Source organism: Flectobacillus longus (assembly GCF_030056705.1).
GTDB classification, from domain to species: Bacteria; Bacteroidota; Bacteroidia; order Cytophagales; family Spirosomataceae; genus Flectobacillus; species Flectobacillus longus.
Window position 1 is genome coordinate 180,983 of the sequence record NZ_JASHIC010000014.1, and the last position, 26,390, is coordinate 207,372.

At 37.3% G+C, this 26,390-nt stretch carries 13 protein-coding genes and 4 tRNA genes; 8 read left to right on the forward strand and 9 right to left on the reverse strand.

What is annotated here, in order from left to right:
* Positions 1-31 precede the first annotated feature (31 nt).
* Positions 32-2,251, reverse strand: coding sequence for a T9SS type B sorting domain-containing protein (locus QM491_RS12135; RefSeq protein WP_283327759.1), 2,220 nt, complete (start codon positions 2,249-2,251; stop codon positions 32-34).
* Positions 2,252-3,175: 924 nt separating this feature from the next.
* Between QM491_RS12135 and gltB the strand changes: the two genes are divergently transcribed.
* The gene (gltB, locus tag QM491_RS12140; RefSeq protein ID WP_283327760.1) at positions 3,176-7,744 is read left to right on the forward strand and encodes a glutamate synthase large subunit; all 4,569 of its coding nucleotides are present in this window, start codon (positions 3,176-3,178) and stop codon (positions 7,742-7,744) included.
* A gap of 74 nt (positions 7,745-7,818) precedes the next feature.
* Positions 7,819-9,309, forward strand: coding sequence for a glutamate synthase subunit beta (locus QM491_RS12145; protein ID WP_283327761.1), 1,491 nt, complete (start codon positions 7,819-7,821; stop codon positions 9,307-9,309).
* 279 nt (positions 9,310-9,588) lie between these two features.
* On the opposite strand, the gene QM491_RS12150 is transcribed toward QM491_RS12145, so the two are convergent.
* Positions 9,589-10,626: an NHL repeat-containing protein gene (locus QM491_RS12150; protein WP_283327762.1), complete on the reverse strand. Its 1,038-nt coding sequence runs from the start codon at positions 10,624-10,626 to the stop codon at positions 9,589-9,591.
* A gap of 331 nt (positions 10,627-10,957) precedes the next feature.
* Between QM491_RS12150 and QM491_RS12155 the strand changes: the two genes are divergently transcribed.
* The 4 genes from QM491_RS12155 to QM491_RS12170 all read left to right on the forward strand — a co-directional run bounded on the left by QM491_RS12155 (position 10,958) and on the right by QM491_RS12170 (position 11,453).
* Positions 10,958-11,047 (forward strand) — tRNA-Ser (locus QM491_RS12155).
* 26 nt (positions 11,048-11,073) lie between these two features.
* Positions 11,074-11,150, forward strand: a tRNA-Pro gene (locus tag QM491_RS12160).
* Between the two features lie 72 nt (positions 11,151-11,222).
* Positions 11,223-11,296 (forward strand) — tRNA-Arg (locus QM491_RS12165).
* 83 nt (positions 11,297-11,379) lie between these two features.
* Positions 11,380-11,453, forward strand: a tRNA-Pro gene (locus QM491_RS12170).
* 131 nt (positions 11,454-11,584) lie between these two features.
* Here QM491_RS12170 and QM491_RS12175 read toward each other — a convergent pair.
* Complete coding sequence (locus tag QM491_RS12175) at positions 11,585-13,102, reverse strand: malate:quinone oxidoreductase (RefSeq protein ID WP_283327763.1); 1,518 nt, start codon at positions 13,100-13,102, stop codon at positions 11,585-11,587.
* A gap of 646 nt (positions 13,103-13,748) precedes the next feature.
* Between QM491_RS12175 and QM491_RS12180 the strand changes: the two genes are divergently transcribed.
* A complete protein-coding gene (locus tag QM491_RS12180; protein ID WP_283327764.1) occupies positions 13,749-14,639 on the forward strand; it encodes an SMP-30/gluconolactonase/LRE family protein in 891 nt (296 codons plus the stop codon).
* Positions 14,640-14,843: 204 nt separating this feature from the next.
* On the opposite strand, the gene lysM is transcribed toward QM491_RS12180, so the two are convergent.
* The 6 genes from lysM to QM491_RS12210 form a co-directional block, all read right to left on the reverse strand.
* Positions 14,844-15,311 carry a peptidoglycan-binding protein LysM gene (gene lysM, locus QM491_RS12185; RefSeq protein WP_283327765.1) on the reverse strand — a complete coding sequence of 156 codons (468 nt, stop codon included), beginning with the start codon at positions 15,309-15,311 and terminating at the stop codon, positions 14,844-14,846.
* 172 nt (positions 15,312-15,483) lie between these two features.
* The gene (locus QM491_RS12190) at positions 15,484-18,714 is read right to left on the reverse strand and encodes a S41 family peptidase (protein WP_283327766.1); all 3,231 of its coding nucleotides are present in this window, start codon (positions 18,712-18,714) and stop codon (positions 15,484-15,486) included.
* Positions 18,715-18,909: 195 nt separating this feature from the next.
* Positions 18,910-19,731: an aminotransferase class IV gene (locus QM491_RS12195; RefSeq protein ID WP_283327767.1), complete on the reverse strand. Its 822-nt coding sequence runs from the start codon at positions 19,729-19,731 to the stop codon at positions 18,910-18,912.
* Positions 19,732-19,748: 17 nt separating this feature from the next.
* Positions 19,749-20,591 (reverse strand): transglutaminase family protein, encoded by an 843-nt coding sequence (locus QM491_RS12200; RefSeq protein ID WP_283327768.1) that lies wholly within the window; start codon positions 20,589-20,591, stop codon positions 19,749-19,751.
* A 126-nt stretch (positions 20,592-20,717) separates the two neighbouring features.
* Entirely contained in the window at positions 20,718-21,455 is a 738-nt protein-coding gene (locus QM491_RS12205) for a proteasome-type protease (protein ID WP_283327769.1), read from the reverse strand.
* A 348-nt stretch (positions 21,456-21,803) separates the two neighbouring features.
* The gene (locus QM491_RS12210) at positions 21,804-22,772 is read right to left on the reverse strand and encodes an alpha-E domain-containing protein (protein WP_283327770.1); all 969 of its coding nucleotides are present in this window, start codon (positions 22,770-22,772) and stop codon (positions 21,804-21,806) included.
* Positions 22,773-23,551: 779 nt separating this feature from the next.
* On the opposite strand from QM491_RS12210, the gene QM491_RS12215 reads away from it, so the two are divergent.
* Positions 23,552-26,266, forward strand: coding sequence for a TonB-dependent receptor (locus QM491_RS12215; RefSeq protein ID WP_283327771.1), 2,715 nt, complete (start codon positions 23,552-23,554; stop codon positions 26,264-26,266).
* The last annotated feature ends 124 nt before the right edge of the window (positions 26,267-26,390 follow it).

Genomic DNA, 26,390 nt, shown 5'->3' on the forward strand with positions numbered 1-26,390 from the left:
AATTGTTATTCGAATGCCGCTAATAGATACCTCATTTTAATACACTTATCCAACCTTTGAAATTTTGCCGTGTAAATTTTAAAAGGTAATAATAATCCCCACTTACGATTTCATCGGCAAACCACTCAAATTTTCTATCATAAGACTGATACACTTGTTGTCCCCAACGATTAAATACTTGAATATATTCAAATTTGTCAAAGCATGAGTTTTCTGGAAGATTTGTAATCGTAAACGAATCATTTTTACCATCCCCATTAGGCGTAATGACGTTAGGCGGCGTAAATGTATAGGCTGTTTCTTTGTTTTTGACTAAAACCGTGACTTTGGTCGTATCAAAACGCATGGGACTGCACGAATTATCCTCTGTTACGAAATTGATAACGAATGTTTTTTCTTTTTCCTGACCTAATAATTCGCAAGAAAGATTCCATTGAAATGGTGAAGTAAGTGAGGCTATCCCATTTTTATTACTCCAGATAATCCCAACACTTCCCAAATTAAATCCTTGTCCAATACCATAAAGCTGGATAGGGTCGCTGTCAGGATCTTTTGCATTCACATCAAAATTTAATGGTGTAGCATTTTCCCCATCCAATACAACCGTAATATTTTGGTCTTTTAAGGTTGTGCTCACGTGCGGTTTGTTCGAAACGATAGGAGTGGGCTTAAAGGCAATCGTTAAGGTATCACTTTTACTTCTATTACAATATCTATCCGAAACTATAAAGTCGACCAAATAATCAGTCGTTCGAATCTGGTCACAAAGTGGTTTCCATGTAAAAGGCGACTGGACATTTCCGACACCCGTACCACCATTGAAGGTAATACCTGCTTGTGACAATGTAAAACCTCGCCCTACTGCTCGTAGAGTTAATGAGTCTACATCAACATCTTTACCGAAGATATTATACGAAAGAGTTGAGTTAATGGAAGCAGTCAATGTTTTACTGATAGCATCGGTGCTAATCACAGGTTTACTATTATCACGAGGTTGACGGTACACTTTGACTGTGAGCGTATCACTCAAGGATTGCGGACAACCATTATCACTTGTGAATATTTGAAAGACTAAGGGTTTCCCATCAAAACTTTGTGAACACTCATCCAGACAAATCTCTACTTTTAAGGTATCAGCTTTTGACAAAATATTGTAGGCTATAGGAATATTTGCAAAGCTCTTATCAGTAAAATTTTGCCCGACAACTTTTAAACGAATTTGCGTGTAAGGATTAGGGTCAGTAAAAAATAGCTCAAAACAGGCATTTTTTTGTGTATTTGGTATTCTTACAATTTCATCTTTTCCTATTTTAGTTAAACTTCCTTTTAATTTAGCAAAACTAATAGGAGCATTATTCACGGGGCAGTCAACTACCTTCAATTGAAAATCTCGTAGCGCATAACCTATTCTTTTTCCCGCCCTGTATTCCTCCACTTTGACCGAAAAAACAAATAATCCCAATTGATTAGCAGTAACCGATAAGCGCCCTGTACGATTATTGACACTCAAGGCAGGATTACCCGGAATAGCATTACTATTTGAGTACCCAGATGCCCACGTAACATGAGGGTAATTAAAACTTCCTGTTGGAAATTGTGGGTTAGGAGATTGTACAGAGCTAAATCCAGCAAGTGGACTTACGATACTATATACTAGACTGTCTCCGTCTGCATCTGTAGCGCTAAAATCAAAATTAAATGGTCTATTGATACAAATATAGTCGCCTGATAAGTCTTTGAATTTTGGTGTTGAATTAATAAACTCTCTATTATTGGCAGAAATAGCAGGAAACTCTGTATAGAAAAGCGAGGAAGTACGTCCAGGGTTTATAATATTTGATATTACATCATTTCTACAACACCTATCCCATACGATGTAATACCCTTCAGGGTCATCGAAATTGACAGATAATAGTGTCACTAAAGTAGAATATTTGATAAGTTTAGTTCTAACGTTGCCATATTCAGAACAATCAGGATTGGTGTAGGGAATCTGTACGTTAGAGGCCATCGGCACAACAACATATCCCATCATTATATTATCTTTTTTTCTGAAAAAACCCAAAGTGACAGTTTGATCTAGTGCTCCAGGTTGTCCGTTGATTGCATCAAAATATAGATTCAAAGAGAGTTTGTGAGTGAAACCTTGGTCATTTATTCGTTGCAGATCAATATCTCCTCCCACAATGTGAGTTGCTCGCCCTTGTAAGTATCCCAACAGTAAAAAAACACATAGTAAAGCTTTCTTCATAAGTTGTTGTAGTTTCGAGTTAAATAAGACTAGGAATAATGATAATGTAAGGTAAGCGATTGTAATATTCGAAGAGTTTGTGTAAATTACAAGTAATTTGTTGGATACAAAAACAATTCAACTATACGACAGTACGTACACTCGAAAGGTTGCTACTGTTTAGGTATTTTTTCTGATAAGTACTTGTTATTCCAGTTTTTAGCGATTCATTTTTTTCACTTCATCATTAGTGTCAATTCGTATTAAGTTACAAAACACTGACCTTTTATATTGAATAATTCCAGAATTTATTATAGGTAATAAAAATCAACTGATTGTTTATTTTGAAGATAAAAAATCATTTAATCTATATGATTTGTAGATTAAATTTTAGGTATGAAAAAACATCAAAATCAGCCTAAAAAAGTGGATTTAATGGTATTCTTTGAAAAAAAAAGAAGGTTTTTTTTATAAAAATGTATATGTTTAAAAAATGACTATTTTGTGTTATTTTTTTGTAAAAATTTATAAAATAGGTTTGTATTTGAAGTGTAAACAAGGGTAATTCTGCTAAATTGATACAAATAGGTATTGTAAAATCGTGTTTTTGTAAAAATACTTATACGTTTGTGAATTGTATCTAACTAAGAATATTTTTTGCAAAAACTTGATTTTGTTCAATACAGATGATTATTCGGCAAAATGCTATTTTATCCAAATAATTTTTTGTATATCTTTGTAAAAGCGAAATAGAGTGAAGTATATATAGCCATAATCACAAAGAAAGGTCGGAGAATATTTTACGAAATAATTTTGATTTTGTCAATAAACCATCTAAAATATTTACAACTTTTCAAAAGAAGAAGGATAATAATACCACTATAATAAATAAAGGCTACCTAGAACAGGTTAAATTTTAAACTTAAAAAAACAAACCCCATTACCATGACTAACTTTGATAATCAAGGGTTGTATCGCAAGGAATTCGAACATGATGCTTGTGGTATCGGTTTCGTAGCGAACATGAAAGGTAGAAAGTCACACAAAGTAGTGGCTGATGCAATTCAAATGCTTATTCGCATGGACCACCGTGGAGCTTGTGGCTGCGACCCTAATTCTGGTGACGGTGCTGGTATTTTAGTACAAATTCCTCACGAATTCTTCCTTGAAGAGTGTACAAAACTTGGCATCGATTTGCCGGCCGCCTTAGATTATGGCGTCGGTATGGTTTTCTTTCCTAAAGATGAGACTACTCGTAACGAGTGTAAGGAAATCATTGCACGAAAGGCTAGAAAGTTAGGTCTGGAAATTTTGGGTTATCGTATTGTCCCTTGCGACAATTCTGAAATTCAAGGTGCTGAATCTGGAAATACTGAGCCTCAAATGGAACAATTATTCATCAAACGTCCAACCGATCAAGATGAATTGACATTTGAGCGCAAATTATATGTTTTCCGTCAGTACACTGCAAGAGTAATCAACGAAACGGTGAAAGCTGTAGAAGGTAAATTCTACTATGCTTCGCTTTCGGCTCGCACTATCATTTACAAAGGTATGTTGACTACAATGCAAGTACCTGGCTATTTTGATGATTTGCGTCGTGATGAGTTTACTTCTGCTTTGGCAATTGTTCACTCTCGTTTCTCTACAAATACATTCCCAGAATGGCGTTTGGCTCAGCCATTCCGCTACATGGGGCACAATGGTGAAATTAATACTGTAAAAGGTAACTCTTCTTGGATGCAGGCACAATCAGCGTTGTTTCAGTCTGATTTGTTTAGCAAAGAAGAAATGGAAATGATTTTGCCAGTTTGTCAATTAGGTCAGTCTGATTCGGCTGTTCTTGACAATGCAGTAGAATTGTTAACATTGTCTGGTCGTTCATTACCTCACGTAATGATGATGTTGATTCCTGAAGCATGGGATGGCAACGAGCAGATTGAAGATTACAAACGTGATTTTTACGAATACCACGCTGCGTTAATGGAGCCTTGGGATGGTCCAGCTTCAATTTCTTTCACAGATGGTAAAATCATTGGTGCAACACTTGACCGTAACGGTTTACGTCCATCTCGTTTCTGGGTAACTAGCGACGATTTCGTAATCATGGCTTCTGAGGCAGGTGTATTGGATATTGACCAATCGACTGTTATCAAAAAAGGTCGTTTACAGCCAGGTAAAATGTTCATCGTTGATATGGAGCAAGGCCGTATCATTCCTGACGATGAATTGAAAGAAAAAATCTGTAAACAACAACCTTACGGAGAGTGGTTGAAGGCCAACAAAATCAAAGTTGAAGACCTTCCTGCTGCTGGTGCCGAATACCGTGCTCCATTCGAAAGAGAATTATTGTTGCGTCAACAAGTATTTGGCTTCACTACTGAAGATCTTCGTGTAGTATTGTCACAGATGATTGAGACTGGTAAAGAGGCATTAGGCTCAATGGGTGTAGATACTCCATTGGCGATTTTGTCTGACCAAGCGCAACATTTATCATATTATTTCAAACAATTGTTTGCTCAAGTAACCAACCCTCCAATTGACCCTATCCGTGAACGTACGGTAATGTCATTGTTGTCGGATATTGGTGGTTTGAAAAACTTGTTGAAAGAAACACCAGAACACTGTCGTCAAATCGAAATTCGTCAACCAGTATTAACCAATGCTGAGATTGAGAAAATTCGTTGGATTGACCACAAAAACTTCCATACTAAATCGATTCATACAACTTTCAGAGCTAATGGCGAGAAAGGACAATTGAAACGTGCATTGGATAGAATTTGTCAATATGCCGAAGATGCAGTGGATGATGGCTACGCAATCTTGTTGTTGACCGACCGTGGTGTGGATAGCTCACACGCGCCAATTCCATCTTTGTTGGCTACAGCAGCGGTTCATCATCATTTGATTCGTAAAGGCAAACGTGCACAAGTTGGTCTTATCGTTGAGGCTGGTGACGTTTGGGAAACACATCACTTTGCTACTTTGATTGGTTTTGGTGCTTCGGCAGTAAACCCATACATGGCTTTCGAAACCATTCGTGGTATGAAAGACAAAGGTATTTTGCAAGTAGATTACCCTTACGAAAAATTACAACAAAACTACATCAAAGCTGTAAATGGTGAGTTGTTGAAAATCTTCTCTAAAATGGGTATTTCAACACTTCAATCTTACCAAGGTGCTCAAATCTTCGAAATCGTTGGTTTGGCAAAAGAAGTAGTTGATAAATATTTCTCTGGAGCTGTATCTCGTATTGGTGGTATCGATTTGGAAGGAATCCAAAAAGAAGCCCTAATCAAACATACAAATGGGTATCCTGAACAACCAGTAGCTAATCCAAAACTAGAAGTAGGTGGTGTGTACCAATGGAAACACCGTGGTGAAGCTCACTTGTTTAACCCTGAAACAATCCACTTATTACAACAATCTACTAAAACAAACAACTATCAGTTGTTTAAGAAGTACTCGAAGATTGTTGATGATCAGACTGAGAAAGCGATGACGCTTCGTGGATTGTTGAAATTCAAGAAAGGTACTCCAGTGCCAATCGAAGAGGTTGAGCCAATCGAAAATATCTTCAAGCGTTTTGCTACAGGAGCTATGTCGTTCGGATCTATTTCTTACGAAGCTCACACTACCTTGGCTATTGCCATGAACCGTATTGGTGGTAAATCAAATACAGGTGAAGGTGGTGAAGACCCAATCCGTTTTGAGCCAATGGCAAACGGTGACTCGATGAACTCTGCTATCAAGCAAGTAGCATCTGGTCGTTTTGGTGTAACTGCTCACTATTTGACAAACGCACAAGAGCTACAAATCAAAATGGCTCAAGGCGCTAAGCCAGGTGAAGGTGGTCAGTTGCCAGGTCACAAAGTAGATGACTGGATTGGTAAAACTCGTCACTCAACGCCAGGTGTAGGTTTGATTTCGCCTCCTCCTCACCACGATATTTATTCAATTGAGGACTTAGCACAGTTGATTTTTGACCTTAAAAATGCAAACCGTGCTGCTCGTATCTCTGTGAAATTGGTATCAGAGGCAGGTGTAGGTACAATCGCTGCGGGTGTTGCTAAGGCACACGCTGACCATATCTTGATTGCAGGTCACGATGGAGGTACTGGTGCTTCGCCACTTTCTTCTATCCGTCACGCTGGTTTGCCTTGGGAACTTGGTTTGGCTGAAACTCACCAAACATTGGTTCGTAACAAATTGCGTGGTCGTGTGACTGTACAAACGGATGGTCAAATCAAAACAGGTCGTGATATTGCTATTGCAGCCTTGTTAGGTGCTGAAGAGTGGGGTGTAGCTACAGCGGCTCTTGTAACTGCTGGTTGTATCATGATGCGTAAATGCCACTTGAATACTTGCCCAGTAGGGGTTGCTACTCAAGATCCTCGTTTGCGTGCTATGTACACAGGAGATCCTGACCACGTGGTGAATTTATTCTACTTCTTGGCTCAAGAATTCCGTGAAGTAATGGCTGAACTTGGCTTCCGTACCGTGAATGAAATGGTAGGTCAAGTGGATCGCCTAGAAATGAAAGAAAATATCCAACACTGGAAATACAAACATTTAGACCTTTCTCCAATCTTGTTCAAGCAACCAATGTCATTAGATGTTGCCTTGTACAAACAAGAAGAACAAGATCACGGTTTGGATGTACAAGTAGACTGGGATTTATTGAAAGTTGCTAAACCAGCCATTGAAAATCAAGAGAAAGTTTACGGTGAATTCGAAGTAATCAACGTAAACCGTACAATTGGTACAATGCTTTCAAACGAAATTACGAAAGTATATGGGGCGAAAGGTTTACCAAATGATACAATTCATATCAAGTTTACAGGTACTGCTGGTCAGTCGTTCGGAGCATTCTCTGTGAATGGTATTACATTTGAATTAGAAGGTGATGCTAACGATTACATCGGTAAAGGTCTTTGTGGGGCAAAATTGATTGTTTATCCAAACAAGAAAGCGCCATTCAATCCTTCTGAAAACTCAGTAGTAGGTAACGTATCATTCTATGGTGCTACTTCAGGCGAAGCTTATTTACGTGGTATGGCTGGTGAGCGTTTCTGCGTACGTAACTCTGGTGCTAAAGTAGTGGTAGAAGGTATCGGTGACCACGGTTGCGAATATATGACTGGTGGATTGGTCGTGATTTTGGGCGATACTGGTCGTAACTTCGGAGCAGGTATGTCAGGTGGTGTAGCGTATGTGTTGAATGCTAAAGGTGATTTTGCTTCTAAAGTAAACCCTGAAATGGTAGCTATCGAAGAATTGACTCAAGAAGATGAGGCAATCCTAAAACTATATGTTGAACAACACTTGCAATACACTAACTCAGATGTAGCTAAGGGAATCTTAGATAACTGGTCTGAATCACTTGCACAATTTGTTAAAGTAATGCCACAAGACTTCAAAAAAGCACTTGCTTCTCGTAATGTTACAGTTGCAGAGGTTCTTGAAAATAAAGATGTGGTTTACAAAGACATCCAAGTTGAAATTGCTCACTAATCCATTTTGAGAGTCTGAAAGTATTCTATGAATATTTTCAGACTTTTAAATCCTAAAATTTTCAAATTAAGACAATGGGAAAACCAACCGGATTTTTAGAGGTAACAAGAGAAACTCCAAAGAAAAGACCAGTCGCTGAGCGTGTTGGCGATTACAAAGAAATAGATATTGATTTTACAACAGATAAAGTAAAAGAACAAGCTAGTCGTTGTATGGACTGTGGCGTTCCTTTCTGTCATAATGGCTGTCCGCTAGGCAACATTATTCCAGAATTTAACGATGCAGTATATGACCAAAACTGGGCTTATGCTTACGAAATTTTATCTTCTACCAACAACTTCCCTGAGTTTACAGGTCGTATCTGTCCTGCACCTTGCGAATCTGCTTGTGTATTAGGTATCAATAAGCCTCCAGTAACGATCGAATATATCGAGAAATCGATTATTGAATATGCTTTTGGAAATGGCTTAGTAAAACCCAATGTACCAACAAAGAGAACAGGTAAAAAAGTAGCTGTTATCGGTTCAGGTCCTGCTGGTTTGGCTTCTGCGGTTCAATTAAACAAAGCTGGTCACTCAGTTACTGTATTTGAGCGTGCTGACGAAGCTGGTGGACTTTTGCGCTATGGTATTCCTGATTTCAAATTAGAGAAATGGGTAGTGCAGCGTCGTGTTGAGGTAATGAAAGAAGAAGGTATCGTTTTCAAAACATCAACAAATATTGGTGTTGACATCAAAGGTGATGAGTTGTTAGAAGACTTTGACTTGATTATGTTGGCTGGTGGTTCGACAGTTCCAAGAATGTTACCTATCCCAGGTTCTGACTTGAAAGGAATTTACCCTGCTATGGAGTTCTTGTCACAACAAAATAAGCGTGTGGCTGGTATCGATCGTAAATTCGATCACCGTGGTGCTGCTTATGCAAATGGTGAGTTGTTAGCTACAGACAAAAATGTTGTGGTAATTGGTGGTGGTGACACGGGTTCTGACTGTGTTGGTACTTCAAACCGTCACAAAGCAAAATCTGTTACTCAAGTAGAGGTAATGCCAATGCCTCCTGCTGAGCGTGCTACACAAACTCCTTGGCCAAACTGGCCGATGATGTTGCGTACTTCTACATCTCATGAAGAAGGCGCAGATCGTCACTGGTCAATTGCGGTGAAAGAATATGTTGGTGATGCAAATGGTAATTTGAAAGGTATTAAAATAGCTGACATCGCGATGGAAGTTGTGGATGGTAAAGCTCAACAAGTTCATACCAATGAACGTGAAATTCCTTGTGAATTAGCTCTTATCGCAGCAGGTTTCTTGCATCCTCAACGTGAAGGTCTTTTATCGCAATTAGAAGAAAAAGGACTTGAATTTGACGAAAGAGGAAATGTAAAAGCAACTAATTACAAAACTTCTGTAGATAAAGTATTTGCAGCAGGAGATATGCGTCGTGGTCAGTCATTGGTAGTTTGGGCTATCTCTGAAGGTCGTGAAGCAGCTCGTCAAGCAGATATTTACCTTCAAGGTTCTTCTATTCTTGAAGCGAAAGCGGTATCTACCTTCTCAGTTGTGTAATGATTCATCTCCGATTGAGTGAATTGTGATTGATAGAATGAATGATTATCTTTTGATTCTACAATTCACCAGTATATTAGTATCAAAAAAGCGGTCGAAAATTATTTTCGACCGCTTTTTTAATGCTAATATGCTGGATATGACTTGGCTCAAGACGCAATCATTGCGTCTCTATTGACTGAATACAAATTTTTACATAATCACTTACTCGTTCAATCACTAAATCGCTAAATTCGGGATGACTCACGCTTGATAATTAGCTGTTTTACCACTGCAATCTCAATAATCAATATCAATAGCTTCAGGCGAAAAGGTTGAAGTATATCCTCGAATAGGAGTGACATTTCCATTATCGCCAAATCCGAAGACTAGAATCTTTTTATTGGCTTTTTCTGCAACATAAATAAACCCTTTTATATTCCGATCATCAATAGCAATGTCTACTGGATTGCCTAAGCCTGTATTTGCGCCATAGATAGCTCTGTTGGCAAGAATAGAGCTGTTATTGGTTATTTTTGCTACTTTCTCTATGATATAAATTCCACCATCTTTATCAAAATTCGCACCTGAAGCATTTCCAATCTCTGTTACAAAAAGCATATCCCTTTGTGATGAATAGGCGATTCCATGCAATCGTGCTGTTGTACCATTGATTTTATAACCATTTATAAAAAATCTGAGGCTGGCGGTAACTTTCCCAGCTTCTATACCAGAAGGATTATTATATATTTCTATTCGGAGGGCATTTTTATCCATTACGACAAATAGTCTGTTGTTGTTTTTATCGTAGGTAATTCCCCATGGCTCGCCACTCAGTTTAAGTTTTTTTCCCACATATTTTCCATTTAAGGTAGAAACTTTTTCATAGACTCTAATTGTACTATCTGTATTGTTTGCGACAAATAGGGCGTCATTTGTCGCATCATAGGCTATTTCTCGTCCGCTCGATAGGGTAGAGTCAATAATGATATTGTTGGGTAATGAGGCTTCAAATAGGGAAGAAGCGTTGGTGTAAAGCCTGATACTTTTCTGTGCTCGACTAATTTGGAATAAAAAATTCTTACTAGCAACGAATAAAATACCGTTACCATCTTGCGCCCCATTATTTAGCTCAAGCCTAGGAATCAGTATTGTTGAGTCTGCAGGTTTGAATAATTGTAAATTTTTTGCGTTGACTGTCGTTTCAGCATTAGAAACGAAGAGAGTTGAAACTCTAAAGATTTCTAGAGGTTCTGCTTCAGAATTTTTTAAACAAGCGCTCAAAAAAATACTGGCAAATACTCCACAAAGTATAATAGTTGGGAATGATTTTTTCATGTTGTAGGCAATTCAAAGTTTTTATGGATTATTTTTTTAATATACGTAGACGATAAACTTTTAGATTGGAATGTTAAATCTTAAAGAAATTTGAAAATGCCCTAAAAATCGAGTAGAAGTGGTTTTTGGATAAAAAAACTTTCAAAAAAAGTACTTTTGTAATGGTTGTTTTAAGTAATTGTTAATCAGAATTGTATGGTATGTATTGCGAAAAACTTTCAACAAAAAGCATTTTTTTTTCATTTTCGACTTGCATCTTAAACAAAAAAAACCGTACCTTTGCATCACCTAAACACAAGGGAGGTGTCTAACGAGATGCTTTAAGTGTTAAGGAGAGATGCCTGAGAGGCCGAAAGGAACAGTTTGCTAAACTGTCGTACTGGTAACGGTACCGAGGGTTCGAATCCCTCTCTCTCCGCCACTTTCAAGGTGGAATGGTCAAAAATTCGGGATGTAGCGTAGTCCGGTATCGCGCCTGCTTTGGGAGCAGGAGGTCGTAGGTTCGAATCCTGCCATCCCGACCATAATTTAGGATTTTGGAAATTGACTTTAGTGAGTTTTCAGTTCTGTCTGGAATCAGAATCCTTTTTTATTCCGGTTCCGTAGCTCAGCTGGATAGAGCAACTGCCTTCTAAGCAGTAGGTCTCAGGTTCGAATCCTGACGGAATCACACCTGAGAATAAGATGCACAGAAGCGTGAATCTTTTAACAAAAATACTTTTCTATTTAATGTAATTGTTAATATAGAAAATTCGGGATGTAGCGTAGTCCGGTATCGCGCCTGCTTTGGGAGCAGGAGGTCGTAGGTTCGAATCCTGCCATCCCGACAAAGCCTAACTCAATGAGTTAGGCTTTTTTGTTTTATATCAATTCTTGAGTTTATGGTTTAGCTATAATAAAACAAAAAAGACTTTCCTGCATACAGGAAAGTCTTTTTTGTGAGAAATAGTATCTAATATTAAGCTAATTCAGCAGATTTAAGGCCAAGCACATCATTTGTCCAGTGATTGATTTGATTAAATAATTCATCGTTGGTAATTAAAGATTGACCAAATGAAGGAATCATCGCTTTCAATTTACTTTGCCATTCTTCAGTATGATATTCTTCGTTGAAACAACGTTCCAATAATTTCAACATAATGTCAACGGCTGTAGAAGCACCTGGAGAGGCTCCCAATAATGCAGCAATTGATCCATCAGATGCGGCTACAATTTCGGTACCAAATTCTAGTACTCCACCTTTTACAGGGTCTTTCTTGATTACTTGGACACGTTGCCCAGCTACTAACAATTCCCAATCTTCCATGCGTGCATTTGGGAAGTATTCTTTCAATGCCTCTAAGCGATCTTCTGGTGATTGTCTTACTTGTTCAATCAAATATTTAGTGAGGTCAATATTTTGTAAACCTGCTTGCATCATTGGCACGATATTACTCAACTTGATAGAAGAAGGTAAGTCTAACAATGAACCTTCTTTCAAGAAGCGAGTCGTAAAGCCTGCATAAGGACCAAAAAGGAGTTCTTTTTGACCATCAATCATACGAGAGTCTAAATGTGGAACAGACATCGGAGGAGCACCTACCGCAGCCTTACCATATACTTTCGCATTGTGGCGTTCTACAACTTCAGGATTGTTACACTTTAACCATTGTCCACTTACTGGGAAACCTCCAAAACCTTTACCTTCCTCAATTTTAGATTTCTCTAGCAAAGGCAAAGCACCACCACCAGCACCAACAAACACAAAACTTGCGTAGATTTTCTTTTTGTTACGCTTTTTGGTAGCAAGGTTATCTAAAGTAATACACCAGTTTCCGTCTTCTAATTGCTCTAAATCAGTTACTTCATGCTTCAAACGAATTTTAACCCCGTCCATGTTTTTCAAGTGATCGAATAACATACGAGTTAAATTTCCGAAGTTAACATCAGTTCCAGCATCGGTGTAAGTAGCCGCCACGGGTTGATTCACATCGCGACCTTCCATTACCAAAGGAATCCAATTCTTAATTTCTTCGGGGTTCTCTGTATAAGACATGTCTTTGAAGACATGATATTGTGTTAATAAATCGTAACGTTTACGTAGATAGTCAACATTTTTTTCTCCATGAACAAAGCTCATGTGAGGAACGGATTGAATGAAATCCTCTGGAGAAAGAATATTTTGTTCAACTAGATATGCCCAGAATTGGCGAGACATTTGAAATGAATCATAAATTTTTAAAGCCTTAGATCCATCTACACTACCATCTGGTTTTTCGGGAGTATAATTCAGCTCACATAAAGCAGCATGACCTGTACCTGCATTGTTCCAAGCTTCTGAACTTTCTCCTGCAATCAAATCAAGACGCTCGAAAATAGTAATTTTTAAATCAGGTTGTAGTTCTTTTAACAACACCCCGAGCGTCGCACTCATAACGCCTGCCCCAATCAAAACAACATCTGAATAGTTGGCAGCACTCTTTAATTTTTTACGCATTTCTCACAAAAAAAATTATCTCGTTAGTTATATTATACTTATTCGAATAGGTAACAAAAAAATAATCTTAAAATTGCACAATTCCTTTCAAATAATAATTAATTTCTTGTTCTCTTTATATTTTTTCTTTATAATGGTCTATTAAATTATGCCTTAATTTTTAAATATAAGGGCTTTCTAATTTTTTAACATAAAAAGAACAAAAACGGTGCAAATTTCTATAAAAAAATAAAATATGATTTTTCCTAGATTTTATTTACTGTTTATATTCTCAAAAATGTATTGATATCCAGTATTTTAAGTAACTACTTGTAGCAGGAAAGTGTTTGGATAATTGTATGTATTTACAGCTATTTTTATTTAGCATTGGCTTCAAAAAAAGAATATATTATGGAAAATAGTGCGAATTTTCGATGATTTTTCTCTCCATATAACTAATTGTATTTTTACAAGATTGATGTTTGTATAAAATTAAGTAGGCTATAGTATTTTTACAGGTAGTTTTACTTAGATTAACATCTGGTAAGAAATAAGAATATTGTATCTGAAAAATATCTGTGATTTTTGACGAAATAGCTTATGAAAAAAACTATTATTGTATATATCTATTCTTGTACCGAAAACAAATAGAGAAACCGAACTGACTATGGAAAAAGTATATCGAGCGGAATTGCTGTTGGAATCGAGTTGTCGATTGGGAGAAGGTCCCGTATGGTGTTCGTCAACCAATGCGATTTATTGGGTTGATATTGAGGGACGAACGATTAATTGGTATTGTTTAGATACGCAAATTCATCATTTTAACGCTATTTCAACGCGTGTTGGTATGGTGGCGTTAACCAACACACCTTACAAGTTACTTTTGGGTTTACAAGGAAGTTTATGTTGGTATGATGTCAAAACCAGCTACTTGGAGTTGTGGAGACCTATGGAAGCTCATCTAACTTATAATAGGTGTAACGATGGGCAAATAGACCTCAAAGGGCGATTATGGGTAGGTACAATGCAAATAGAAAATCAACGAAATGAAGGAAATTTGTACTGTATTTCGGCTACTGGAGAGCAAATACACTTGATGTCAAAATTAGGGATTTCGAACGGTATGGCGTGGAGTCAAGATGGGCAATACTTTTTCTTTATTGATTCACTTAAAAGAAATATTAGAAGATTTGAAATAGATGAGCAAAATGCTTTAGTCTTGACGAAAGAAAAGGTAATCTATCAGTCTCGTAATCGTGATGAACTTCCAGACGGGATGTGTATTGATGCAAATGGTAATTTATGGGTAGCATTTTGGGGTGGTTTTCGGGTTGCTTGTATTGATACAAGAACAGGCGATGAGTTAGCCGAAATAAGGCTCCCTGTTCCGAATGTAACTTCTTGTAACTGGATAGGTCCCAATTTTAATGAATTGATTATTACAACTGCCAGAGAAGGTTTGGATGAGCATGAACTATTAACTTATCCTATGAGCGGGCATATATTTAGATGTAAAGTAGATGCACAAGGAATAGAAACTCGTCGATTTGCTAATTAAACATGAGTCATCCCTAATTTAGTGATTGAATGAATGATTAATTTAAAATTTGTATTCTGGCAGTAGAGACGCAATGATTGCGTCTTAAGCTGAGTAGAATCTAGCATAGTAGCATCAAAAAGCGGTCGGAAAATATTTTCCGACCGCTTTTTGATGAAAACTTGGAGAATAACCCCAATCTTAAAATTAGGGATGACTTATTTTTTATTTCAATGGTGGAATTCTAAGCAATTGACCTGGATAAATCAGATTTGGGTCTTTTAACATAGGTTTATTTGCTTCGAAAATCACAGGATATTTCATCATATCGCCGTAGTAGTGTTGTGCAATTTTTGACAAAGTATCACCTTTTACTACTTCGTGATATTGTGCTTCTTCTTCTGGTTCGGCAACAGTCAATTGATTGTCAACGACTTTAACGCCTTCAACATTACCCACAGCTAATGCAATTTTCTCTGCATCTTCTTGTTTAGCAACTTCGCCAACGATAGATACTGTATCGCCGTTTGTACGAATGGTAAGAGAATTGTAGGCTAGACCTAATTGTTTGACGTGTGCCAATAGAGCACTAGCTCTTAATGGTTCTACTTCGGCAGCTTTAGCAGGCTCTACTTGAGTGTTGTTTCCGAAAATTTTTTCACCAACACCCTTAAAGAAAGACATAAGTCCCATAGCGGTAATAAGTTTGATTTTAAAATAAATTTGTCTACCTATAAACGTTGAACAAGATAATAAGTCACGGTTTTGCGAAATAAAATAATTAAACGTTCTCGGTTGCCTAAAAATACGAAAAAGGGCTTCCGAAACAAATCAGAAGCCCTTTTATTATATGATAATTGTTCAATTATTTTTTTGCTGAATTAATATCTTTTAATAATATTTCAACAGCTACTTTTAATTGATTATCTGTACCTTTCGAAATCCATTCTGGTTCGTTTTCTACAACAACATCAGGTATTGCAGGACCGAGCTCTTGATTTTTGTCTGTAGTTTTTGTGTACCAACCACGACCAGGAAGACGAACAAATGAGCCGTCCATCAATGATTTTCCACCTGTTGAAATTACAGAACCGTTTGTAGGCAGCCCTACTAATTTACCAATTCCTAAAGATTTGTAGGCATGTGAGAAAATCTCAGCATTTGAATAACTTCCTTCATTACACAAAGCAATTGAAGGTTTTGTCCAAGCGGCATAAACCAAACGCTCTCCAATTGGGTAATATTCACGGAATTTCAATTTATCTTTTTCTAGATTTTCACTTGCTCCTCTCGGAATCGTGTAAGCATGTTGCTTGTAGTTCAAAATCGTCATTAAATAGTCTGTTGTTGAACCACCACCATTGTAACGTACATCTATTACGATACCGTCTTTACCATATCCTGCTGCAGTAAATTCACGTTCAACTACCTCAAAGCTAGGGAAGTCCATGCTTTTGATGTGGATATAACCCAAACGACCGTTTGATAATTTATCGACAAGTTTTTTACGATTTTCAACCCACTCATTGTATAGGTTGTTACTGATGCTATTGGTCAAACGAACAATAACTTCACGAGTTTTTCCTGTTGCATCATTTACTGAAACGATTACTTTTTCATTAGCCAAACCATTCAACAGTTCATAGAAATTGTCAGATTGACCAACAGACTGTCCGTTAATTGCTACAATTGTTTCACCTTCGTTAATGATGCTTTTTGACTTTGTAACAGGTGTTTCTGGTACTACGTGCGACACTTTCATACCATTTGCAGTAGGTGTTAGCTCTGTACCTAACAAACCAGTAGTTTCCCTTTGCGTTTCAGCACGTTCTGGCGCCGTTAAGCCCATGTGGCTAGAGTTTAGTTCACCCAATAACAAATTGAACATATCTCTAAAGTCATTTGAAGTACTTGCATTGATACAACGCTCTTTGTATTTATCGTGCAATTTCGCCCAGTTATTTCCATGGAATTGTGGATCATAAAAACCATCACGAATGGTACGCCACGCTTCTTCAAATACCTGAGTGCGCTCGCCAGTATAGTCTACTTTCATTTTGGCACTTACTGGCAATGATTCAGGTACACCTGCTTTGGTATCGATACGAGCTAAACCTCCGCCACCAAAACCGCCCATACGGCTATAATAGATATACTTTCCTTCTTTATCCAAATACAAACCACCAGGGTTGCTACCACCTTTTGTGATTTCCTTCAAATCTTTACCATCCCATTTGATACTGTATAAGTCACGACCTTTTGCCGAGCTACTATTGGTTACATAATAAAATGTTTCGCCGTCTTTTGAAATAACAAAATCAGATTCTGAGCCAGGAAAGTTGGTCACCTGAACTACACGGTTGTGAATGCCATCGAAGTCGATTACGATTGGTTTAACACCTTTTTCTTTTTTATCTGACTTTCCAGTAGCACCTTCAGCAGGAGCTGAATCTTTTTCCTGCCAGTCTTGCGCCTCTTTTTCCCAATCTTCTTTTTTCAACCAAACAAACCATACGTCTGCACTGCGACCAGAGCTACGTTCGGAAACAAAGCCCAATTTTGAACCGTCGCCACTCCAGAAAGGACGAGAATCACGGCGTGGGTGCATCGTTACGTTTACTGCTTTGCCTGTATTGTCGGAAGCCTTGATGAAAATTTCTTGATTATAATACAAGTCAGTTAGGCTGTACGCCAAATACTTGTTATCAGGACTCCAAGCGATGTCGTTTGGTGATGCCCAGCTATCATTGATAACTTTTTCATTACTCAATTTTCCATCTGCACTAATATCGGCTACTACAAATTTGCCTCTACCGCGTACATAAGCAATTTTTTTACCGTCGTTCGACACTACTAAATTAGACTCGTCGTCTGGAGTAGTGGTCAACTGTGTAATTTTATGCTTCAATGTTTTGAAGATATTCTTTTCTGAAGCATCTGCTGACTGTACCATGAACATTTCGAAGTTGCCACCAGTTCGGTCACTTGTGAAAAGTAAGGTAGAGTCGTTTAACCAAGCTGGTTCAACATCACGGAAGGCATGTGAAGAAACGTTGATACTACGAACTTTTTCTTTATCAGCTTCTTTGACAAAAATCTCCCCACGGATCCCATAAGCCAATAATTTGCCATTGGGCGATACCTTGAAATCTTCAATGCCAGAAGTAAAAGTTTTACTTTCGGAGGCATCAAATCTATCATCGGCATTGATAGTTACGTTGATTTTTTGGATAGAACCATTTGCCACTTTGTAGATGTAAAGATTCATATCTTGTTCAAAAACAATGGTATTGCCGTCTGTAGAGATATTGATGTGACGAATAGATTCATCCTTGAAGTTAGTCAACTTTTTAGGGGTTCCTTCTGCTTTACCGTCGTTCGAAATTTTTAATTGATAAAGGTTGTATGCTCCATCAATACTGCTCAGGAAATAAAGTGTATTATTTTTTCCCCATTGAGGCATTACGTCGTTAGTAGCAAACAAAGGAAGTTTGTTATAGCTTTTTGATTTTGTGTCAAAAATCCAGATTTCACGATTTGAGCTACCAGTGTACGCCTGACGCGCCACAGGGTTGATGTCGCCACGAACTAAAGCCACAAAGCGTTCGTCGGGCGAAACGATTGGCTCAAATCCAAGAACATCTAGCATTCTTGATTCAGTACCTCCTTTAGGTGATATAGAATACACTTCAGAGGGTCGTTCGATTTGGCGAAACTCGCGAGAAGTAGAAAATAGAATTTTATCTGCTTGTGTCCAGCTAGCAATATTGTCTTGACTTGAGTGGAAAGTCAAACGTTTTGGCATTCCGCCAGTGGTAGGCATTACAAAAATATCATTGTTGCCAAATCTTGCACCAGAAAAAGCAATTTGTTTACCGTCTGGACTAAATGTTGGATTACTCTCGTAAGCCTCATGAATGGTTAGACGATTAGCTTGTCCGCCAGTACTTGGAACTGTCCAGATGTCACCTTGGTACGAGAATGCTACCACAGAGCCATCGTTGTTGATACTTGGATGACGCAAAAGCAATGGTTGTTGCGCTTGTGTCACAGATGCACCTAACAATGAAAAAAGTAATAGAAGGGTATTTTTCATAAATTACACAAAAGGTTTGTTGAATTTTATACCTAAATAAGTAATATTTAGCTTAGAATATAAATATTTTAGTAACTATTCGCTCAAAGGGCTGATTGTAGAGACATATTACTACAGGTGTAAATATGAGGGGATATAGATGCACTTAAAAACAGAACGCACTTGAAAATCTATTTCCAAGTGCGCTGATTTGTTTTATCCATTTTGCTTTTCGTAAGCTAAAAATAATTCTTGTAAATGTTTTGTTACTGGTCCAGTTTGTCCATTATTAAAAACAATTTCATCGGTTTGGGCAATAGGAACAATACGTTTAGTGCTTCCTGTCGTAAATACTTCGTTGGCCTGTAGATATTCTTCAAAACTGACATCTCTTTCTTCGACAGTATAAAATCGAGAAGCCAACTTAATGATATGTTTTCGGGTTACACCAAACAAGGCTCCATCTTTTGGCGTCGCAATGATATTGTCTTTTACGATAAAGATGTTGCTTCTTGAAGACTCAGAAATAATGCCATTTTGATGATACAAGACATCGTCTGCTTGTTGAGCCCTCAACTGTGGTTGAATTCTAATAGGAACGATATAATTAAGCGTCTTTATCTCAGGAATCTCTCGCTTGTACTCCAAACTCAAGAGTTTCATGCCTTTATCGGGGTTCTTAAATTCAAAAGGTTTGGCAGTAACAATAAGATTAGAAGCTTCAGCAGGAAGATAGCCATCCGAAGAAAAACCGCCTGTCAATATCATTTTGATACCCAACAAGGGAAGAGGATGACGTTGAATACTTTCTAAGATAATAGCTCGAAGCTGATCACGAGTGGCAGGAATAGGAAGTCCCATCAATCGAGCTGAGTTTTCAAAACGATCTAAATGGTCTTCCAAGAAAATGGCTTTGCCATCAATAGCTCTAAAAAAATCAAAAATTCCATACCCTCTTACTAACGCTAGGTCTGAGACATGAATTTTGGCATCTTCAGCCTTTACAAAGGCATCATTCAAATAAATAAACTCTTGCATGAATTGGGTGATTATTATTACTCTTCTATTTTTCTTACAGAAACTTCTGCATTGAATACAGATTGGGCACTACCTCTAAAAGTACCATGGATTGGCGAAATTAGGGCGGGCATAGCAGAAGTAGCTAAAGGAATATGGCGTCCCGAAACCAAACAGTTTTGTGTAGGATCATAACCTCTCCAGCCACCGCCAGGCAAATAAACATTGACCCAAGCATGAAGATATTGAGGTTGATTGGGGTCACTAAAGTAATATCCACTCACAAATTTAGACGCAATTCCCAAGGCTCTACACATGGACATAAACAATACCGAATAGTCACGACAAGAACCTCTACGTTCTAATAGCGTTTTTTCGGGAGAATATGCCTCGCCTTCTTCACGAATTTCATAGGCAAAGGAGTGGATAAATTTGTTGAGCTCAGAAAGAAAACTACTTGTGTCCCAATTTACACTTGCTGCAATTTGACGAGCCGTTTGGTCGACAAACGTGGTTACACCTTTTCGATTCAAATACGACTGTAAGGAATCATTCAAATCGTTGGCATATTTGATAGGTAATCGACTCGACTCAAATGGATGATAGATAAATGAATAAGGATTAAACTCAGTGACTTCAATAACAGACTTAGCTTGGATGCTAAGTTGGCGAGTACTGCTATTAAAAAATACAATATGCTGGATATTATCAGCAGAGTCGACGTTTTTCGAGATAAAGTCTGGCGTTGGCGAGATTTGTAAAGAATACTGTTCAACCTTTAGATATGGACCTTGCTTGGGATGTAGATACAGGTAGTGTGGTTCAAGTCGAACTTCATTATTATAATCATACAGCAAAGTGTGGCTAATCGCTAGTTTCATAAGATTGTTTGATGAAAATCGACAATAATTTAGTGGGGATATTGAGCAAGAAAAGAGTAAAATACAAGAAAGACCAGATTCAAGTATTTTACTCTTTCACAACATTTATTCTATGAAATGGTTTTATTACTCTTGCGAAATCAAGGATTTGTCCATGATATTTTGAACCCAAGTATCGTTAAGATTACCCATCGATTCTTTTAATAAGCTTGTCCATTGCTTACTGATACTTTCCATTTCCTCTTTCTCAAGACGATGTTCGATTAAATGGAAGCTATTTTTTTGATATACAATTACATCAATCGGGTAATCGACATCTGTTGCACTAACTTGAGTGGCATCAAATGACAAAAAGCCTAATTTTATAGCATCTTCCAATGATGTTTCGTAGTTAAGACCACGGTTCAACAATGGCTTGCCGTAATTAGAGTTACCGATAATCTGGAAGCGAAGTCCTTCATTAATTTCAATCCAGTTTCCTTCTGGAAAAACCAAAAACAATTTATGTTCATCATCTTTAGACATCTGTCCACCAATGATAGAATGAAGATTGAAATTATAACCTTCAGACTTCAACATTTCTTTGTCTTCCTTGGCTACCTTTCGCAACATATCTCCAAAAGCATTTACTGCTTCGAACATGTAGTCGAAAGTTACACCTTGTTCTTCGGTCATTCTATTAAAGTAGGTAATAGATTTGTCACGTACCGAGCGCAGACCCGCTGTCATGATGAACAAAGAGTGTTTTCCAACCTCATGTACTGATACCTTCTTATTTGAGTACATTTCTGTTCCCGCAGTGATTCTTGTATCAGCAATGGCCACTAGGCCGCCTCGGACTTTAATTCCTAAACAGTATGTCATTTGATTTGTAGTGATAAACATTGTTACAACTTTCTGTAACAAATGTTTTGTGGTTAAATATGTCTCAAGTTTTCCTCAAAAGCCTCCGAATGGATATTATCAAAATTAAATACAGAACGATGAGGTTAAGGTTTTGATAATGAATCAAATGGTTAAAACCAAACATTCTGAGTTCAATAACTCTATGATTTAGTCTACAAATACAAAGTGTAACTCCAAAACCCTATGGCTACTTTGAGTAAATAGTAAGGTATTTTGTTGATTTACAGATATATAATATGAAACCATTCCTTTAAAAGCATGACAAAGATAAACAAACTTGAGACTAAGCACTAATACTCGGTTGTATTATTCGCTCACAACGGGCTTTAAGTCGAAATAGGTTTCGAAAATTGCACGACCAACACCATTGTTTTTGGTCTGAAATTCATCTAGGTATTGATGCAAACCTATTTCAAAAATATCTTCAATTTCAGTAAATTCAACCTCTGAGCGTAATTTACTGATAGCTTTTTCGGCATCGTTAGAGTACCCGTTGGTTACCGACGTCCCCGAGATTTCGTACAAAGACAACTCTGCCTGACGTAAACAGTGCATCACCGAACGAGGAAAGCGTTTATCCAACAGCAAAAACTCTACAATGCCCGTTGGGTGCATCACAGGATATTGCTGACGGAACATATTATAAGCACTTACAGAACGGAGTACCGCCGACCATAACATTAAGTCGAGAGGCGAACCAATAGACTCGATACTTGGCAATAGTGTAAAATATTTTACATCTAAAAAACGGGTAGTTTTATCTGTACGTTCAATCAAGCGACCTAAGCGACCAAAATGCCAACCCTCACCACGAGTAATGGTCGAATCGACAATTCCGTAAAACAGTTGGCTGCCAGTTTTGATATTTTCTAAAAATCCTTGATACTGAGATAGTTCCCAAGATTTACTTTCGTGTGTAGCATTTTTGACAGTCCAATAAATCTGATTGACATATTCCCACATTTCTTTTGAAATACTCTCACGAATAGTTCTGGCATTTTCACGGGCATTGAGCAAACACGAAAGAATAGAGTTGGGATTACGAACATCAAAAGTCATGAAATAGAGAATATTTTCACGAGTAGGTTCGTCATAATGCTCCTTAAAAATAAAATGGTCGGCAGTAGCAATGATTAAGGGTTCCCACTGTTCAGGTACATTAGGAGGCAAGTCAAGCGCCAAGTTGAAGTTTACAGAAATAAAACGAGCATAATTGTCGGCACGCTCAATGTAGCGATTCATCCAATAGATAGAATTAGCAACTCGACTTAGCATAAGTTTCTAGGATTAAGTTGGAAAATTGTTTTTGATTAAAAGCTTATTGAACTTTTAAGTATAAATGCTTAATTATTTTATAGTTCATTGATTAATCCAAATAAAATTAAGTTTTTTTTGCAAAAAACCAATGTTTATAACATAAAAAACTAAAAAATGCCGAATAAATGAACTTTAATTTGGATATACCAGATAATAATTTAGATTATTTGGTTGTTTGGAACATTCCACGAAATTTTTGCAGTAATTTTTTACTGATTTGCTTGATTAATATTCTGAAATTTTACGTAATTGCAAAAGAATATTAATAAACACTTAATATTCTCTTTAATATAACCTTTTCTAAATTATATGATAAACGCTTTACTAACAACTCAATTAGCTCCAAATGAGTACAAAACCATGTTGTATTCCAGATTAGGAGTTTTGTTTCTCTCCAACTGCATTGCGGTGTATTTATTCGGTCATTAAACTTTTGGCAAGTTAACTTTTATCTTTCTCAATTCTTATCTCTAATATAATCGAATTCCGTTTTTCGGTTCCTGTTCATTGATTTCCATCAATGATATTAAATACTATTTTTTCGACTCTGGCTTTGGGCTAGGTGAATTTCTTGTTGAAAACTTTGGATAATCAAGCTTCAATTATTGAAGCTTACGGACTCTTATTTTTAGTTTTTTCAATACTAAAAACTCGTAACAGCGCTCCTGTTACTCAATGACCTATATTCTTTTTGAATCATTTATCATTCGTACCATAATCATAAATTAACTATTAACATGACTAAAAGACTCTTTACTCTTTTGTTTGCTCTGCTGTTGACGAATGCCGTAATGGCACAATTCAGCCTAAAAGGTATCGTAAAGGATGCCAAAACCAATACCCCAATGCAGGGTGTAACTGTATCAGTTGTGGGCAAAGCTATTGGAACAACCACAAGTTCGGGTGGTGAATATGTACTTAAGCTCAGTAAAGGAACAACACAGGTTAGATACTCATTTGTTGGGTATGGCTCAGTAACTAAATCTATTACGATTTCAGCTTCGGATGTTACTGAAGATGTAAGTTTAGAACCTTCTACAGATCAATTAGCAGAAGTAATTGTTGTTGGTAGCCGTGCTTCTCAACGCACAGCGACTGATACTCCTTTACCGATTGATATTTTGTCGGCACAAGAGTTGAAAACAACAGGGCAAACTTCATTTGATAAGGCTTTACAATATCGTGTGCCTTCATTCAACACCGTAAGTACACCTGTAAACGATGCGACGTCTTTGCTTGACCCTTACGAGATTCGTAATATGGGACCAAGCCGTACCTTGATTTTGATTAATGGTAAACGTAAAAACACTTCGGCATTGATGTATATCCAAACATCTCCTGGTCGTGGAGAAAGTGGTGCTGATATTGCTGCTATTCCTCAACAAGCTATCAAACGTGTAGAAATCTTGCGTGATGGAGCTTCAGCACAATATGGTTCTGATGCCATTGCAGGGGTAATGAACATTATTCTGAAAGATAAATTTGAATATGGTTCAGCAACATTGAGCGTGGGTACGACGCATAAAGGTGATGGCAACAGCTTGAGTTTTGCCGTAAACAATGGCGCTTCTTTTGGTGAAAAAGGATATGTTAATTATACTATCGAATTTAATCGTACAACATTGGCCAACCGTCCCGGTATGGTAAGTGCAGAAGCTGAGGCAGATGCAAACTTAGGTTTTGATGCGCCTTTGGCAACGGTAAAAAGCTTTTTGGCTCAAAAACCAGATGCAGGTAATATCAATGGTCAGCCTGAAAATACCGCTGCTAAGTTCTTGATTAATAGTGGTATTCCGTTAACAGAAAAATCTCAATTGTATTTTAATGCAGCTTATGTTTACAAAAAAGTAAACTCATTTGCTAACTATCGTACTCCCTATTGGAGAACTACTGACGATGGTTTGTTGACACCTGCTGGACAAACCTATATGGGTTATGTGCCTACCTTTCAAGGGGATTTGAATGATTATAATGCAACAGTTGGCGTAAAAAGCGATAATAACGGTTGGAGTACAGATTTGAGTTTCACCACTGGAGGTAATAAGCAATTATATACCGTTTCGAATACCCGTAACAGAAGTCTAGGTAAAAATTCTCCAATTTACTTTAAGCCAGGTGGATATGAATTCACGCATAATGTAGGAAACATTGACGTTTCGAAACAACTTTCTGATAAATTGAGTTTTGCCTTTGGTTCGGAATTTCGTATGGAACAATTCACCGTATATGCGGGTGATACTTCATCTTATGTTGGTTCTGGGGCTGATTCATTTCCTGGTACAACACCAAATAATGCAGGTACATTTTCACGTTTTAACTTTGGGGGATATATCGATTTAGGATATGATATTACTAAAGATTTCCTAATCAATGGTACTTTACGTCAAGAACGTTATAGCGATTTTGGTGATGCTACAGTTTATAAATTAAGCTCTCGTTATAAATTCAATGATGATAAAATAACGCTTCGTGGCTCATTCTCGACTGGTTTCCGTGCTCCATTATTGCACCAAATCTATCAACAACAAGCGCAAGCTAGTTTTGTGCCTGGGCAAGGTATCCAAACAAAAGGTATTGTAAACAACGTATCCCCACAAGCATTTGCTTTGGGTGTGCCAAAATTGACACCTGAAAAATCAACCAACTTTACTGTTGGATTAGGTTATAAGCCAAACAAAAATCTAAGTGTTACTCTCGACTATTACAATATCGTAGTAAAAGACCGTATTGTTTTAGGTTCGGAAATTGCTGGTACTGCCAGTGGTAATACAGCTCTAGATCAAATTTTGGTGAAAAATGGTATTGTAGCAGTAAGTTTCTTCTCAAATGCCTTGAATACAGTTACATCTGGTTTAGACTATGTGGTTTCATTACGTAATATCGAATTTGGTTCTGGTAAATTGGCAGTGAACTTGGCAGGTAACTATACATTTGAAAATAAGTACACTTCTATTACAAATACTAAGTTAATTGCAGATGCAGGTAAGTCTGTATTTGATAGAACACAGGATGCGTTATTGTTCCAATCTAGACCAAAATATAAAACAATCTTAGGTTTGGATTATACGGTAAAAGGAATCAATATTAATTTGAATAATACGTTGTTTGGTACAACGCACTTCCACCAAAATGGTTTAGATGCAAATACCGATACCGAATTCGTTCCAGCAGTTTTGACAGATTTGGCGATTTCGTTACCACTTTCAAAAGATATTACATTTAATTTCAATGTAAACAATATCTTGAATGTAATGCCAAAGTGGGATTTTATCGACTTGAAAACTGGAGTTAGAACTCGTTACGACGCAAGTAATAATGTACCTTCTCAGAAGTATTTTGATCAATACAATTTGATTACTTTTAATGGTCGTTATTCAAATGTTACTTACGATGGTTCGCAGTTTAGCCAGCTAGGAACTACCTTCCAAGCAAGCTTGAATGTGAAGTTCTAGACATAGAAGTCATCTTGACTTTTGCTAGACTTGCTTAAGAAATAAAAAAGGTTGCTGATATTTGTTTTGCGAACCATACCAAAGCAACCTTTTTATGTACTACGTACTCAGCAAAGATATAATA